Source organism: Streptomyces sp. NPDC048182, from assembly GCF_043202555.1.
Taxonomy (GTDB): Bacteria; Actinomycetota; Actinomycetes; order Streptomycetales; family Streptomycetaceae; genus Streptomyces.
The window spans coordinates 72,587-86,856 of record NZ_JBIDAQ010000012.1; the positions used below are offsets into that span (position 1 = coordinate 72,587).

The window sequence follows — 14,270 nt, forward strand, 5'->3', positions numbered from 1 at the left end:
GATCTCAAGATGCTGCTGCTCCACGACACCGGCCTCGTCTACGGCCGCTACCTCCGCCAGTCCCTCCGCTCCCGCTTCGCCCTGCTCTTCGGCGTCCTGATGCCGCTGCTGTACCTGCTCTTCTTCGGGCCCCTGCTGACCGACCTGCCGCTCGGCGGGAGCGGCAGCTCGTGGCAGCTGCTCGTGCCGGGGCTGCTGATGCAACTCGGCCTCTTCGGGGCCTCGTTCGCCGGCTTCGCGGTCATCTTGGAGAACGGCCAGGGCGTCCTGGAACGCATGCGGGTCACGCCGGTCAGCCGGCTGGCGCTGCTGCTCGGCCGGGTGCTGCGGGACGCCACCGTGTTCGCCTTCCAGGCGGTGCTGCTGGTGCTCGCGGCGGTGGCGATGGGCCTGCGCGCCCCGCTGCCCGGGGTGCTCATCGGCTTCGTCTTCGTCGCCCTGCTCACCCTCTCCCTGGCCGCGCTGTCCTACGCGCTGGCGATGAAGGTGCGCACGCCGCAGGAGTTCGGGCCGGCGGTCAACGCGCTGACCATGCCGTCGATGCTGCTGTCCGGGCTGATGCTGCCGATGACCCTGGGACCGGCGTGGCTGGACGTGCTCTCGCACCTGATGCCGTTCCGCTACCTGGTGGACGCCGTGCGCGACGCCTACGTCGGCCACTACGCGACCGCGCACATGCTCTACGGCACCCTCGTCACCGTCGCCCTCACCGCCCTCTCCGTGACGGTGGGCACACGCGTCTTCCGGACCGCCGGGGCGTGAATACCCTGGACGTATGGTCAACCTGACGCGCATCTACACCCGCACCGGCGACAAGGGCACCACCGCCCTCGGCGACCTGAGCCGGGTCCCCAAGACGGACCTCCGCATCGCCGCGTACGCCGACGCCAACGAGGCGAACGCGGTGATCGGCACCGCGATCGCCCTGGGCGGCCTCGACGAGGAGGTCGTGAAGGTCCTGGTCCGGGCGCAGAACGACCTCTTCGACGTGGGCGCGGACCTCTCGACGCCGGTGGTGCCGGACCCGGAGTACCCGCCGCTGCGCGTCGAGCAGTCCTACGTCGACAAGCTGGAGGCCGACTGCGACCGCTTCCTGGCCGACCTGGAGAAACTCCGCTCCTTCATCCTCCCCGGCGGCACCCCCGGCGCGGCCCTGCTGCACCAGTCCTGCACGGTGGTCCGCCGCGCCGAACGCTCCACCTGGGCGGCCCTGGAGCAGCACGGCGACACGATGAACCCCCTCACCGCCACCTACCTCAACCGCCTCTCCGACCTCCTCTTCATCCTCGCCCGCACCGCCAACAAGGAACTGGGCGACGTGCTGTGGGTACCGGGCGGGGAGCGCTAGGAGGGGCCCCGGGCCGCTAGGGCGTGTCCCGCGGGGCCCGCTTCGGCCAGATCGCGTACGTCAGCGCGATCAGCCCGTGGATGCCGGCCGCCCGCCAGGCCGTGGCCTGCCAGGTCTCCAGGGAGCCGGTGCGGCTCGGGTCGTCGACGTACCAGATGGCCGCCCGAAGGAGCGCCGTCGCCACCGCGGCGGCGGTCAGTGTGCCGAGCCATACCCGGCCCTCGTACCGGGCGCGGGCCATGCCGTAGCGCGGCGGACCGGCCGGCTCAGCTGCCCCGCCGAGGCGGTGGGCGGCGTGGCCGTCGAGCCAGCGCACCGTACGGTGGCCGTGGCCGACGGTGAAGCCGATGTACAGGGCGGCCAGGCCGTGCTCCCAGCTCGGCTCGGCGCCGTCGCGCAGGTCGACGGCGGTGGCGACCAGGAGCACGACCTCCAGGAGCGGCTCGCACAGCAGCAGTGCCAGGCCGGTGCGCCGCATGCGCAGCAGGTAGCGGACGGCGAGGCCGGCGGCGAGCAGCACCCAGAAGCCGACCTCGCAGACGACGACCAGTGTGACGATCACGGTGCGCTCCTCTCGGTCGTCCCACCAGGCTGCCGCGTCCCGCCACCGCGGTCGTCGTCGCCGGTGACGAGCCGCCGGTACATCGAAAGACGCAGTCCGGGCCCCTCCTGGGGCAGCAGGCGACCGGGCGGGGGGCGGTGTTGGATGGACGTCATGGTCACGGCCGTACGACTCCCCCGCCCGCACCGCGTCGACGTGTGCGCCGCCGCGGGCGGACTGCTCGGCGGGCTGCTGCTGTGGGCCCTCGGACTGCCCGTGCGGCTCGCGGGCCAGTCGCCCGTGCTGGTCGACGGCCACTGGCCGCCGCTGGTCCCGCTGGCCGTGACGGCCGGCTGCGAGCTGCTGCGCCGGGTCGCCCCGCGCACCGCCCTGCTGGCCGGCACCGCCGCCGTCGTCGCCGACCTGTTCACGCAGGGCAGCCTGGCCACCGCGGTGATGTACACCGACCTGGTGTACGCCGCGGTGCTGTACGGCACCCCCGCCGCGGCCCGCCGCATCCCCTGGGTCGCGGGCCTGCTGACGGTGGCCGCCACCGTGGTGCCGTACGCGGTGTGGCGGGTGCCCGAGGCGCTGCTGGTCGGGGTGGTGTTCGGCATCGTGGCCTTCGCGCCCGCCGCCACCGGCCTCGTCGTGCGCGACCACCGCGTGGCGGCCGACGCCGCCCGGCTGCGCGCCGAGCAGACCGCGCTCCTCGCCGAGCAGGACCGGGTGCAGGCGGTGACCTCGGAACGCGCCCGGATGGCACGGGAGTTGCACGACCTGGTGGCGGGCCACCTGTCGGCCGTCGCCATCCACGCCACCGCCGCGCTCTCGCTCGACGAGCCGGCGACCACCCGTCGCGCCCTCGGGGTGATCCGGGAGAACAGCGTCGCCGGACTGGCCGAGATGCGGCGGCTGATCGGCATCCTGCGGGACACCGGCGGGGACGCCGGACCGGCCGCCGTGCCGACCCTCGACGGCCTCGGCTCCCTGGTGGCAGGGGTCCGCGCGGGCGGCCTGGACGTCACCTTGGAGGCGGCGCCCGGCGAGGGGCTGCCCGCGCCGGTGGAGCTGGCGGCCTACCGCATCGTGCAGGAGTCGCTGACCAACGCCCTCAAACACGCCGCCGAGGGCCCCGTCGGGGTGACGCTCGACCGGCAGGACGGCGCCCTGGTGGTGACGGTGACCAGCCCCTACGGCGATCGCGCGGCGCCCGGCGCCCCCGGGTCCGGCGCCGGCCTGGTCGGCATGCGGGAGCGGGCGGCCCTGCTGCGCGGCACCTTCGCGGCCGGGCCCGAGCACGCCGAAGGCGGGACGCGGTGGGTGGTGCGGGCCTGCATCCCCCTCGCCGAGGGAGACCTGACGTGATCCGTGTCGTCGTCGCCGAGGACCAGGCGGCGGTGCGCGCCGGCCTCGTCCTGATCCTGGACAGCGCGCCGGACATCGAGGTGGTCGGCGAGGCCGCGGACGGCGAGGAGGCCGTCCGGCTGGCCCGGGAACTCCGCCCCGACCTGGTGCTGATGGACGTCCAGATGCCGAAGTTGGACGGCGTGTCGGCCACCCGCCAGGTGGTCGCGGACCGGAGCGCGGACGTCCTGGTGCTGACCACCTTCGACCTGGACGCGTACGTGTTCGGGGCGCTGCGGGCCGGCGCCGTCGGCTTCCTGCTGAAGAACACCGACGCGCGGGGGCTGGTCGAGGCGGTGCGAACGGTCGCCCGGGGGGAGGGGCTGATCGCCCCGGCCGTGACCCGCCGGCTGATCGCCGAGTTCGCCGCCGGTCGGGGCCGCTCGCGCGACGACGCCGTGGACCGGTCGGCCCTGGACGCCCTGACCCGGCGGGAGCGCGAGGTCCTCGCCTGCCTCGGCGAGGGCCTGTCCAACGCGGCCGTCGCGGAGCGGCTCGACATGGCCGAGGGGACGGTGAAGACCCACGTCAGCCGTCTGCTCGCCAAGCTGGAGCTGCGCAGCCGGATGCAAGCGGCGGTGCTCGCTCGGGAGTTGGGGATCTAACGGGCCATCGGGACACTGGTCCAGACCTATTGACCTCTGGTCCAGACCTTTCTATTCTCGCGGCACTGCGGGCCGATGGCTCAGTCGGCCCGTGTCGACATCCCCACATAAGGAGGCGCAGCATGCGCTTCAGAACCAGAGCCGCGGCACTGCTCGCGACGCTCTCGCTCCCCCTGGCCGGTCTGGTCGGGCTCGCGAGCCCGGCTCAGGCGGCCACCACCGCGACGGCCACCTTCGCCAAGACGCAGGACTGGGGTTCCGGCTTCGAGGGCAAGTGGACGGTGAAGAACACCGGCACCACCTCCCTGTCCTCCTGGACCGTCGAGTGGGACTACCCGTCCGGCACCAAGGTGACCTCCGCCTGGGACGCCACCGTCACCAACTCGGGCAACCACTGGATCGCCAAGAACCTCGGCTGGAACGGGACGCTCGCCCCCGGCGCCTCGATCTCCTTCGGCTTCAACGGCTCCGGCACCGGCTCCCCCTCCGGCTGCTCGGTCAACGGCGGCAGCTGCGACGGCACCACCCCGCCGCCCACCGGCGACAGCGCCCCCTCCGCGCCCGGCACCCCCACCGCCTCGGACATCACCGACATTTCGGTGAAGCTGTCCTGGTCGGCGGCGACCGACGACAAGGGCGTCAAGAACTACGACGTGCTGCGCGACGGCGCCAAGGTCGCCACGGTCACCGGCACCACGTACACCAACACCGGCCTGACCAAGGGGACGGACTACTCCTTCACCGTCCAGGCCCGCGACACCGCCGACCAGACCGGACCGGTCAGCGGCGCGGTCGCCGTGCACACCACCGGCGGCGGCACCACTCCCCCGCCCACCGGCGACAAGATCAAGCTCGGCTACTTCACCGAGTGGGGCATCTACGACCGCGGCTACAACGTCAAGAACCTGGTGACGTCCGGCTCCGCGGCCAAGATCACCCACATCAACTACAGCTTCGGCAACGTCACCAACGGCAAGTGCGTCGTCGGCGACTCCTACGCCGCCTACGACAAGGCGTTCACCGCCGACCAGTCGGTCAGCGGCACCGCCGACACCTGGGACCAGCCGCTGCGCGGCAACTTCAACCAGCTGCGCCAGCTGAAGGCCAAGTACCCGAACATCAAGGTGCTGTGGTCCTTCGGCGGCTGGACCTGGTCCGGCGGCTTCGGCCAGGCCGCGCAGAACCCGGCGGCCTTCGCGCAGTCCTGCTACGACCTCGTTGAGGACCCACGCTGGGCCGACGTCTTCGACGGCATCGACATCGACTGGGAGTACCCGAACGCCTGCGGTCTCTCCTGTGACACCAGCGGCCCCGCGGCCTACAAGAACCTGATGGCCGCCCTGCGCGCCAAGTTCGGCACGGGCAACCTGGTCACCGCCGCCACCACCGCCGACCCGACCCCGGGCGGCAAGATCGAGGCCGCCGACTACGCCGGCGCCGCGCAGTACGTCGACTGGTACAACGTGATGACGTACGACTTCTTCGGCGCCTGGGACGCCAAGGGCCCGACCGCCCCGCACTCCCCGCTGACCTCCTACCCGGGCATCCCGAAGGCGGGCTTCACCACCGCCGACGCGCTCGGCAAGTTCAAGGCGATCGGCGTGCCCGCCAAGAAGCTCCTCATCGGCATCGGCTTCTACGGCCGCGGCTGGACCGGCGTCACCCAGGACGCGCCCGGCGGCACCGCCACCGGCGCCGCGCCCGGCAAGTACGAGGCGGGCATCGAGGACTACAAGGTCCTCAAGACCTCCTGCCCGGCCACCGGCACCGTCGGCGGCACCGCGTACGCCAAGTGCGGCAGCAACTGGTGGTCCTACGACACCCCGGCCACCATCAAGTCCAAGATGGCCTGGGCCAACAGCCAGGGCCTGGGCGGGGCGTTCTTCTGGGAGTTCAGCGGCGACACCAGCAACGGCGAGCTGGTCAGCGCCATCAGCGACAACCTCTAGCAAGACCCTCTAAGCGACGTTGACGCGCTGACCGGGCGGGGCTGCCTCAAGCCACGCGAGGAATCCGGTCAGCGCGTCCTCGCTCATCGCCAGTTCGAGGCGCGTGGAGCGGTGGACGCAGACGATGACCACCGACTCGGACAGCAGCGCCAGCTCCTCCTCGCCGTCCGGCAGCCGGCGCCCGGCCACCTCGATGGCCGAGCGCTCCAGGGTGCGGCGCGGGCGCGGGGAGTAGGAGAAGACCCGGTACCACTCGATCCGGTCGCCGTTGTAGCGGGCCACCCCGTAGGCCCAGCCCTTGCCGTCGCCCGACTCGGTGGCGTCCCAGCGCAGGGAGCAGTCGAAGGTTCCGCCGGAGCGCTGGATCAGCCGGCGGCGCAGGCCGAAGACGAACAGCCCCACCACCACGAGCGCCACCACGATTCCGCACACAGTCAGAGCGAGGACCATCGGCACCGACCTCCTCGTCTCCTAGGTAACGGAACGGAAAAACCACCCGGATCTGCCTCAGCCGCGGCCGGGTCCGGATCACTCCGGTCCCAGCCGCGGCTGAGTTCACGTCATCGTACGGCGCCGCCCGTGGGTCAGCGGCCCGCCGCCGCGCGCAGCCGGACGTCCGCCCGGCGCTCGGCGGCGGCGTCGCCGTCCGCCTTCGCGCGCTCCAGCTCCCGCTCCGTGCGCTGGACGTCGATCTCGTCCGACAGCTCGGCGATCTCGGCCAGCAGGGACAGCTTGTTGTCCGCGAACGAGATGAAACCGCCGTGCACCGCGGCGACGACCGTCCCGCCGTCACTCGTACGGATGGTCACCGGGCCCGACTCCAGCACACCGAGCAGCGGCTGGTGACCGGGCATGACGCCGATGTCGCCGGACGTGGTGCGCGCGACGACCAGGGTGGCCTCGCCGGACCAGACCTCTCGGTCGGCCGCGACCAGCGCGACGTGCAGCTCAGCAGCCAAGGTGGCTCCTCGGGTCACCACCCGGCCGGAAGAGCCGGGTGTCAGTTACAAGTCTAAGGGGCGTGCCGGAGGGGGCGGGACGCGCCCGCCCCCTCAGCGGCTTCAGGAGACGCCCAGCTCCTTGGCGTTGGCCTTCAGGTCCTCGATGCCACCGCACATGAAGAACGCCTGCTCCGGGAAGTGGTCGTACTCGCCGTCGCAGATCGAGTTGAACGCGGCGATCGACTCCTCCAGCGGCACGTCCGAGCCGTCCACGCCGGTGAACTGCTTGGCGACGTGGGTGTTCTGGGACAGGAAGCGCTCCACGCGACGGGCGCGGTGGACGACGAGCTTGTCCTCCTCGCCCAGTTCGTCGATGCCGAGGATCGCGATGATGTCCTGCAGGTCCTTGTACTTCTGCAGGATGTTCTTCACGCGCATCGCGGCCTGGTAGTGGTCCGCCGCGATGTACCGCGGGTCGAGGATGCGGGACGTCGAGTCCAGCGGGTCCACGGCCGGGTAGATGCCCTTCTCCGAGATCGGACGGGAGAGCACCGTCGTCGCGTCGAGGTGGGCGAAGGTGGTGGCCGGGGCCGGGTCGGTCAGGTCGTCCGCGGGGACGTAGATCGCCTGCATCGAGGTGATCGAGTGACCGCGGGTGGAGGTGATGCGCTCCTGGAGGAGGCCCATCTCGTCCGCCAGGTTCGGCTGGTAGCCCACCGCGGAGGGCATGCGGCCCAGCAGGGTGGAGACCTCGGAACCGGCCTGCGTGAAGCGGAAGATGTTGTCGATGAAGAACAGCACGTCCTGCTTCTGGACGTCGCGGAAGTACTCGGCCATGGTGAGGCCGGCAAGGGCGACGCGCAGACGGGTGCCCGGCGGCTCGTCCATCTGGCCGAAGACCAGCGCGGTCTTGTCGATGACGCCCGAGTCGCTCATCTCGTCGATGAGGTCGTTGCCCTCACGGGTGCGCTCACCGACACCGGCGAACACCGACACACCGTCGTGGTTGTTGGCGACGCGGTAGATCATCTCCTGGATGAGCACCGTCTTGCCGACGCCGGCACCGCCGAACAGACCGATCTTGCCGCCCTTGACGTACGGGGTCAGCAGGTCGATGACCTTGACGCCGGTCTCGAACATCTCGGTCTTCGACTCGAGCTCGTCGAAGTTCGGGGCCTTGCGGTGGATGCCCCAGCGCTCACCGGTGTACTGCTCGTCGACGTTCAGCACCTCGCCGAGGGTGTTGAACACCTTGCCCTTGGTGAAGTCGCCGACGGGCACCGTGATGGAGTTGCCCGTGTCGGTCACCGCGGCCTGGCGGACCAGGCCGTCGGTGGGCTGCATGGAGATGGTGCGGACCAGGCCGTCACCCAGGTGCTGCGCGACTTCGAGGGTCAGCGTCTTCAGCTGGCCGGCGTTGGCCGGGTCGGCCACCTCGACGTGCAGCGCGTTGTAGATGTCCGGCATGGCGTCGACGGGGAACTCCACGTCGACGACCGGGCCGATGACCCGGGCGACGCGGCCCGTGGCCGTCGCGGTCTCAACAGTGGTGGTCATTAGTTGTCACTCCCCGCGTTCGCGTCGGCCAGGGCACTGGCGCCACCGACGATCTCGCTGATTTCCTGGGTGATTTCGGCCTGGCGGGCCGCGTTGGCAAGCCGGGAGAGCGTGTTGATCAGCTCGCCGGCGTTGTCGGTGGCCGACTTCATCGCGCGCCGCGTGGCGGCGTGCTTCGAAGCGGCCGACTGGAGCATCGCGTTGTAGATGCGGCTCTCCACGTACCGGGGCAGCAGGGCGTCGAGGACGTCCTCCGCCGAGGGCTCGAAGTCGTAGAGCGGCAGGATCTCGTCCTTGGCCGCCTGCTCCTTCGCGACCTCTTCGAGGCGCAGCGGGAGCAGCCGGGAGTCGACCGCCGTCTGCGTCATCATCGAGACGAACTCGGTGTAGACGATGTGGAGTTCGTCCACGCCGCCGTCCGCCGTCTCCTTCTCGATGGCCTCGATCAGCGGTGCCGCGACCTTCTTGGCGTCCGCGTACGAGGGCTCGTCGGTGAAGCCCGTGAACGACTCCGCGATGGTGCGCTCACGGAAGTTGTAGTGGGCCACACCGCGCCGGCCGACGATGAACGTGTCGACCTGCTTGCCCTCGCGCTCCAGGCGCTCGGTCAGCTGCTCCGCCGCCTTGATGGCGTTGGAGTTGAAGGCGCCGGCCAGGCCGCGGTCGCTCGTGAGGAGCAGGACCGCGGCACGGGTCGGGTTCTCCGCCTCCGTGGTGAGCGGGTGCCTGGTGTTCGAACCCGTCCCGACCGCCGTGACCGCGCGGGTCAGCTCCCGCGCGTACGGCGTGGAGGCCGCCACCTTGCGCTGCGCCTTGACGACGCGCGAGGCGGCGATCATCTCCATCGCCTTGGTGATCTTCTTGGTCGCGGTGACGGATCGGATGCGACGCTTGTAGACCCGGAGCTGGGCTCCCATGAGTCAGGTCCCTTCCTTACGTCACTTGGCGGCGGACGGGGCGTCCTCGCCGAGCAGCTTGCCGTCCGAGGTCTCGAACTGCTTCTTGAACTCGGCCACGGCGTCACCGACCGCCTGGATGGTGTCGTCCGACATCTTGGCGCCCTCCTTGATGGAGGTCATCAGGCCCTGCTCCTTGCGGTGCAGGTGCTCGAGGAGCTCCTTCTCGAAGCGGCGGATGTCGCCGACCGGCACGTCGTCCATGCGGCCCGTGGTGCCGGCCCAGACGGAGACGACCTGGTCCTCGGTGGCCATCGGCTCGTACTGGTTCTGCTTCAGCAGCTCGACCATGCGCTGGCCGCGCTCCAGCTGCGACTTCGACGCGGCGTCCAGGTCGGAACCGAAGGCGGCGAACGCCTCCAGCTCGCGGAACTGGGCGAGGTCCACGCGCAGTCGGCCGGAGACCTGGCGCATCGCCTTGTGCTGGGCGGAGCCACCGACGCGGGAGACCGAGATACCGACGTTCAGGGCCGGGCGCTGGCCGGCGTTGAACAGGTCGGACTCCAGGAAGCACTGGCCGTCGGTGATGGAGATGACGTTGGTCGGGATGAACGCCGAGACGTCGTTGGCCTTGGTCTCCACGATCGGCAGGCCGGTCATCGAGCCGGCGCCCATGTCGTCGGAGAGCTTGGCGCAGCGCTCCAGGAGGCGGGAGTGCAGGTAGAAGACGTCACCCGGGTAGGCCTCGCGCCCCGGCGGGCGGCGCAGCAGCAGCGACACGGCGCGGTAGGCGTCGGCCTGCTTCGACAGGTCGTCGAAGATGATCAGGACGTGCTTGCCCTCGTACATCCACTGCTGGCCGATGGCCGAGCCGGTGTACGGCGCCAGGTACTTGAAGCCGGCCGGGTCGGAGGCCGGGGCGGCGACGATCGTCGTGTACTCCAGGGCGCCGTTCTCCTCCAGCGCGCGGCGGACCGACGCGATGGTGGAGCCCTTCTGGCCGATGGCGACGTAGATGCAGCGGACCTGCTTGTTCGGGTCGCCGGTGCGCCAGTTGTCGCGCTGGTTGATGATCGTGTCGACGGCCAGGGCGGTCTTGCCGGTCTGGCGGTCGCCGATGATCAGCTGGCGCTGGCCGCGGCCGATCGGGGTCATGGCGTCGACGGCCTTGTAGCCGGTCTCCATCGGCTCGTGCACCGACTTGCGCTGCATGACCGTGGGGGCCTGCAGCTCCAGGGCGCGGCGGCCGGTGGTCTCGATCTCGCCGAGGCCGTCGATCGGGGCGCCGAGGGGGTCGACGACGCGGCCGAGGTAGCCCTCGCCCACGGCGACGGACAGGACCTCGCCGGTGCGGGTGACCGGCTGGCCCTCCTCGATGCCGCTGAACTCACCGAGGACGATGGCGCCGATCTCGCGCTCTTCCAGGTTCAGCGCGAGGCCGAGGGTGCCGTCCTCGAACTTCAGCAGTTCGTTGGCCATGGCCGAGGGCAGGCCCTCGACCTTCGCGATGCCGTCGCCGGCAAGGGTGACCGTGCCGACTTCCTCGCGCGAGGCCGCGTCCGGCTTGTACGACTGGACGAAGTTCTCCAGCGCGTCCCGGATCTCCTCCGGCCGGATCGTGAGCTCCGCCATCTGAGTTCCCTGCTCTCCTTGTTGGGCCCGAAGTTTCACTTGGGGGGTGTTCCACGATTCGGGACTCCCCCCGATACGAGGTGAATCCTCTGCACGGCCCAACCAGGGCCGTCGTCCTGCCTACTACTGCGTGTTCTGCTGTGGTCAGCTCGCCAGGCGGCGGCCGGCGTCCTCCAGGCGGTCCGCCACGGAGCCGTTGATGACCTCGTCACCGACCTGCACCCGGATGCCGCCGATGACCTCGGGGTCGACGTCCAGGTTGAGGTGCATCGGACGGCCGTAGAGCTTTCCGAGAGCGGCGCCGAGGCGCTGCTTCTGGAGGTCGCTCAGCGGCACGGCCGAGGTGACCACGGCGACCATGCGGTCCCGCCGGTCGGCGGCCAGCCTGGACAGGGACTCGAGGCCCGACTCCAGGCTACGTCCCCGCGGCGCGGTGACAAGGCGCGTGATCAGACGCTCGGTGGCCCGCTCCGACCGGCCGCCGAGCAGGCCGCGCAGCAGCTCGCCCTTGGCCGAGCCGGGGGCGGCCCGGTTGGTCAGCGCGGCGCGCAGCTCGGTGCTGGAGGAGACGATCCGGCCGAACCGGAACAGCTCGTCCTCCACGTCGTCCAGGCGGCCCGACTTCTGCGCGGCGGTGAGGTCGGCGGTGTTCGCCAGCTCCTCGAGGGCGTCCACCAGGTCGCGGGGCTGCGACCAGCGGGAGCGCACCAGGCCGGCCACCAGGTCCACGGCGGGGCCGCTGACCTGGGTGCCGAGCAGACGCTGGGCGAGTTCCGCCTTGGCCTCGCCGGACTGCGCCGGGTCGGTCAGGACCCGACGCAGCGACACCTCGCGGTGGAGCAGCGCGGTGACGGCGGCCAGCTCTTCGGCGAGCGAGCCGGCGTCCACCGACGTGGAGTCCGTCAGCGCGTCGAGACGCGTCCGTGCGGCGGCCAGGGCCTCGCGGCTCGCTCCGTTCATCGGGTCGCCTCTGCCGTCGTCGCCTTGCCGTCCAGCTCGTCGAGGAAGCGGTCGATGACGCGGCTCTGCCGGGCGTGGTCCTCGAGGGACTCGCCGACCAGCTTGCCGGCCAGGTCGGTCGCGATCTTGCCGACGTCCTGGCGCAGCGAGGACGCGGCGGCCTTGCGGTCGGCTTCGATCTGGGCGTGACCGGCGGCGATGATCTCCTCACGCTGCCGCTGGCCCTCCGCGCGCATCTCGGCGATGAGCGTGGCGCCCTGCTCCTGCGCCTCCTGGCGCAGGCGCGCGGCCTCGTGCCGGGCCTCGGCGAGCTGGGCCTTGTACTGCTCGAGGACGCTCTGGGCCTCGGTCTGCGCGGCCTCGGCCTTCTCGATACCGCCCTCGATGGCCTCGCGACGCTCTTCCAGAACCTTGTTGATGTTCGGGAGCAGCTTCTTGGCGAGGAAGCCGAAGACGATGACGAAGGCGATCAGGCCGATGACAAGCTCGGGGATCGGCGGGACGAGGGGGTTCTCCGCCTCGGCCGCTACCGTGAGCAGCTGGCTCATGTAAGTGCCTTTCGTCTAGTCGGCTGGAAGTGGATCCGCGGTCACTTGCCGTAGACGAACGGCATGACCAGACCGATCAGGGCGAGCGCCTCACAGAAGGCGAAGCCCAGGATCTGGTTGGCGCGGATCAGGCCGGCCGCCTCGGGCTGGCGGGCGAGGGCCTGGGTGCCGTTACCGAAGATGATGCCGACGCCGACGCCGGGGCCGATGGCAGCGAGGCCGTAGCCGATGGAGCCGAGCGAGCCGGTAACAGCGGCAAGGTTCTGGGACATGCCAGTTCTTCCTTTTCTTTACGGACCCGGTGGGCGTTGCCACCGGACGATCAGGGGGTGTCGGGTGCGGGGTGCGCTCAGTGGTGCTCGGCGAGCGCGCCCTGGATGTACGTGCACGTCAGCAGGACGAACACGTACGCCTGAAGGGCCTGGATGAAAAGTTCGAAGGCCGTCATCACGATGGTCATGATGAAGCTGACGCCGGCGTAGGCGATCCCGATGCCGTTGAGCAGGTACCAGCTGGCGATCGTGAAGAGCAGCAGCAGGGTGTGCCCCGCGAACATGTTCGCGAAGAGTCGCACGGCGTGGGTGAAGGGCCGCACGAGCAGATTCGAGAAGAACTCGATGAGCATGGCCAGCGGCAGCACCGCGCCCAGGGACTTGTCGTAGCCCGTGACGTTCTTGAAGAAGCCGACGAAGCCGTGCCGCTTGAAGGTCAGCGAGACCCACAGGATGTAGACGATCACCGCGAGGACCAGCGGGTACGAGATGATCGACGTCACCGGGAACTGGGCCAGCGGGACGATCGACCAGAGGTTCATCATCCAGATGAAGAAGAACAGCGAGACGACGAGCGGGACGTACTTCTCGCCTTCCTTCTTGCCGATGGTCTCGTAGACGACACCGCGGCGGATGAAGTCGTAGCCCGCCTCGGCGACCATCTGCAGCTTGCCCGGGACGACCTTCGGCTTGCGGAAGGCGGCCCAGAAGAAGCCGACGATGATGATGGAACCGAGCAGCGCCAGCAGCATCGTCTTGTTGAAGTACACGTTGCTGTCGCCGTCGCCCCACAGGGGCTGGAACAGGAACGAGTGCAGGCCGGGAGCCGGGAAGCCACAGCCGTCGAAGATGTGGCAGTCGGTCTCGAAGGCGAGCACCTGCGTCGGGTCAGCACTCACCGCGGGCTCCTTCAGCGTGGCGCATAGGTACGGCAACCTCGTTGTGTCGGCGCGGCGGACAGCCGCGGTTCGGCACGGGACTGGTGTTACGGATGTGGTGGCGGCTGGGGGGCATCTCGCCTCGCGAATGAGCAGGCGTCAGCCGAGATGCCCGCGCCCGCGATGCCGCAGTTGGCACCGGACGATAGCAGGACTTCATGAGCCCCTTTATCCCGGCCCTACCCCTCACGACGTGTGACCCGTCTTCTCGGGCTCGACGTAGAGGATCTTCGCCTTCATGTGGGCACGGGTCTGCGCGGCGATCCACACGAGGGTGGCGACGAGCAACGTGATGGCGAAGCAACGGGGGTTGAACAGGGTGGTGTTCTTGAACGCGGCCAGGAAGACGAAGAGCAGCAGGATCTGGGCGGCGTACAGCATCAGGCCCATCGCCTGGAAGAGGTGTGGAAGCGACTTCGCGGTGCGCTGGAGGACGAAGAGGCCGACCCCCATGAACAGCATCGCCAGCACGGTCGCGACGACGGCGCCCAACGCCCCCTCGCCGCCGGCGACCACGGCGCTGACAACGGCGGCTACGGCGCCGGCGGCAGCGGTGGGCACGGCAGCCTGGAGCAGGGTCCGGGCGTCATTGGACGGCATGGCGGCAACTCCGCTTTCACACACAGGGGGCAGGTGTCGTCATGGACGAGCGTAGTCCCGGGTCGAGGCGGGCCCT

The 14,270-nt window shown here is 70.3% G+C and carries 16 protein-coding genes; 5 read left to right on the forward strand and 11 right to left on the reverse strand.

Annotated elements, in window-relative coordinates:
- Positions 1–12: 12 nt before the first annotated feature.
- Together ACGFZL_RS22760 and ACGFZL_RS22765 are read left to right on the forward strand one after the other, a co-directional pair.
- Positions 13–762, forward strand: coding sequence for an ABC transporter permease (locus ACGFZL_RS22760; RefSeq protein WP_393694452.1), 750 nt, complete (start codon positions 13–15; stop codon positions 760–762).
- Between the two features lie 13 nt (positions 763–775).
- The gene (locus tag ACGFZL_RS22765; RefSeq protein WP_355169836.1) at positions 776–1,348 is read left to right on the forward strand and encodes a cob(I)yrinic acid a,c-diamide adenosyltransferase; all 573 of its coding nucleotides are present in this window, start codon (positions 776–778) and stop codon (positions 1,346–1,348) included.
- A 16-nt stretch (positions 1,349–1,364) separates the two neighbouring features.
- On the opposite strand, the gene ACGFZL_RS22770 is transcribed toward ACGFZL_RS22765, so the two are convergent.
- Positions 1,365–1,910, reverse strand: a complete 546-nt coding sequence (locus ACGFZL_RS22770; protein WP_393694215.1) for a hypothetical protein — start codon at positions 1,908–1,910, stop codon at positions 1,365–1,367.
- 144 nt (positions 1,911–2,054) lie between these two features.
- On the opposite strand from ACGFZL_RS22770, the gene ACGFZL_RS22775 reads away from it, so the two are divergent.
- The 3 genes from ACGFZL_RS22775 (at position 2,055) to ACGFZL_RS22785 (ending at position 5,850) form a co-directional block, all read left to right on the forward strand.
- A complete protein-coding gene (locus ACGFZL_RS22775; protein WP_393694217.1) occupies positions 2,055–3,257 on the forward strand; it encodes a sensor histidine kinase in 1,203 nt (400 codons plus the stop codon).
- On the forward strand, positions 3,254–3,901 hold the full coding sequence (locus tag ACGFZL_RS22780) for a response regulator (protein WP_393694219.1): 648 nt from the start codon (positions 3,254–3,256) through the stop codon (positions 3,899–3,901). Before ACGFZL_RS22775 ends, ACGFZL_RS22780 begins: the two co-directional genes overlap by 4 nt.
- 122 nt (positions 3,902–4,023) lie before the next feature.
- On the forward strand, positions 4,024–5,850 hold the full coding sequence (locus tag ACGFZL_RS22785) for a glycosyl hydrolase family 18 protein (protein ID WP_393694221.1): 1,827 nt from the start codon (positions 4,024–4,026) through the stop codon (positions 5,848–5,850).
- A gap of 9 nt (positions 5,851–5,859) precedes the next feature.
- Here ACGFZL_RS22785 and ACGFZL_RS22790 read toward each other — a convergent pair whose 3' ends face one another.
- The 10 genes from ACGFZL_RS22790 to ACGFZL_RS22835 all read right to left on the reverse strand — a co-directional run bounded on the left by ACGFZL_RS22790 (position 5,860) and on the right by ACGFZL_RS22835 (position 14,194).
- Positions 5,860–6,300, reverse strand: coding sequence for a DUF2550 domain-containing protein (locus tag ACGFZL_RS22790; protein WP_355169832.1), 441 nt, complete (start codon positions 6,298–6,300; stop codon positions 5,860–5,862).
- Positions 6,301–6,434: 134 nt separating this feature from the next.
- Complete coding sequence (locus ACGFZL_RS22795) at positions 6,435–6,809, reverse strand: F0F1 ATP synthase subunit epsilon (protein ID WP_355169830.1); 375 nt, start codon at positions 6,807–6,809, stop codon at positions 6,435–6,437.
- A 102-nt stretch (positions 6,810–6,911) separates the two neighbouring features.
- Entirely contained in the window at positions 6,912–8,348 is a 1,437-nt protein-coding gene (atpD, locus tag ACGFZL_RS22800; RefSeq protein ID WP_393694224.1) for a F0F1 ATP synthase subunit beta, read from the reverse strand.
- Positions 8,348–9,265: a F0F1 ATP synthase subunit gamma gene (locus ACGFZL_RS22805; RefSeq protein ID WP_355169826.1), complete on the reverse strand. Its 918-nt coding sequence runs from the start codon at positions 9,263–9,265 to the stop codon at positions 8,348–8,350. Before ACGFZL_RS22805 ends, atpD begins: the two co-directional genes overlap by 1 nt.
- Before the next feature lie 21 nt (positions 9,266–9,286).
- A complete protein-coding gene (gene atpA, locus ACGFZL_RS22810; protein ID WP_355169824.1) occupies positions 9,287–10,876 on the reverse strand; it encodes a F0F1 ATP synthase subunit alpha in 1,590 nt (529 codons plus the stop codon).
- Between the two features lie 144 nt (positions 10,877–11,020).
- Positions 11,021–11,836 carry a F0F1 ATP synthase subunit delta gene (locus ACGFZL_RS22815; RefSeq protein ID WP_393694227.1) on the reverse strand — a complete coding sequence of 272 codons (816 nt, stop codon included), beginning with the start codon at positions 11,834–11,836 and terminating at the stop codon, positions 11,021–11,023.
- Positions 11,833–12,384 carry a F0F1 ATP synthase subunit B gene (locus ACGFZL_RS22820; protein ID WP_393694229.1) on the reverse strand — a complete coding sequence of 184 codons (552 nt, stop codon included), beginning with the start codon at positions 12,382–12,384 and terminating at the stop codon, positions 11,833–11,835. The genes ACGFZL_RS22815 and ACGFZL_RS22820 overlap by 4 nt, the downstream gene beginning before the upstream one ends.
- 41 nt (positions 12,385–12,425) lie before the next feature.
- Complete coding sequence (gene atpE / locus ACGFZL_RS22825) at positions 12,426–12,656, reverse strand: ATP synthase F0 subunit C (protein ID WP_393694231.1); 231 nt, start codon at positions 12,654–12,656, stop codon at positions 12,426–12,428.
- 77 nt (positions 12,657–12,733) lie between these two features.
- The gene (gene atpB / locus ACGFZL_RS22830; RefSeq protein WP_393694233.1) at positions 12,734–13,555 is read right to left on the reverse strand and encodes a F0F1 ATP synthase subunit A; all 822 of its coding nucleotides are present in this window, start codon (positions 13,553–13,555) and stop codon (positions 12,734–12,736) included.
- 225 nt (positions 13,556–13,780) lie between these two features.
- Complete coding sequence (locus ACGFZL_RS22835; RefSeq protein WP_393694235.1) at positions 13,781–14,194, reverse strand: hypothetical protein; 414 nt, start codon at positions 14,192–14,194, stop codon at positions 13,781–13,783.
- Between the last annotated feature and the right edge of the window lie 76 nt (positions 14,195–14,270).

Excerpts from the sequence above, each read along its gene's own strand:
- ACGFZL_RS22765 (WP_355169836.1), top strand. The coding sequence starts at position 776 with ATGGTCAACCTGACGCGCATCTACACCCGCACCGGCGACAAGGGCACC.
- ACGFZL_RS22775 (WP_393694217.1), top strand. The coding sequence starts at position 2,055 with ATGGACGTCATGGTCACGGCCGTACGACTCCCCCGCCCGCACCGCGTC.
- ACGFZL_RS22785 (WP_393694221.1), top strand. The coding sequence starts at position 4,024 with ATGCGCTTCAGAACCAGAGCCGCGGCACTGCTCGCGACGCTCTCGCTC.
- ACGFZL_RS22790 (WP_355169832.1), bottom strand. The coding sequence starts at position 6,300 with ATGGTCCTCGCTCTGACTGTGTGCGGAATCGTGGTGGCGCTCGTGGTG.
- atpD (WP_393694224.1), bottom strand. The coding sequence starts at position 8,348 with ATGACCACCACTGTTGAGACCGCGACGGCCACGGGCCGCGTCGCCCGG.
- ACGFZL_RS22805 (WP_355169826.1), bottom strand. The coding sequence starts at position 9,265 with ATGGGAGCCCAGCTCCGGGTCTACAAGCGTCGCATCCGATCCGTCACC.
- atpA (WP_355169824.1), bottom strand. The coding sequence starts at position 10,876 with ATGGCGGAGCTCACGATCCGGCCGGAGGAGATCCGGGACGCGCTGGAG.
- ACGFZL_RS22815 (WP_393694227.1), bottom strand. The coding sequence starts at position 11,836 with ATGAACGGAGCGAGCCGCGAGGCCCTGGCCGCCGCACGGACGCGTCTC.
- ACGFZL_RS22820 (WP_393694229.1), bottom strand. The coding sequence starts at position 12,384 with ATGAGCCAGCTGCTCACGGTAGCGGCCGAGGCGGAGAACCCCCTCGTC.
- atpE (WP_393694231.1), bottom strand. The coding sequence starts at position 12,656 with ATGTCCCAGAACCTTGCCGCTGTTACCGGCTCGCTCGGCTCCATCGGC.
- ACGFZL_RS22835 (WP_393694235.1), bottom strand. The coding sequence starts at position 14,194 with ATGCCGTCCAATGACGCCCGGACCCTGCTCCAGGCTGCCGTGCCCACC.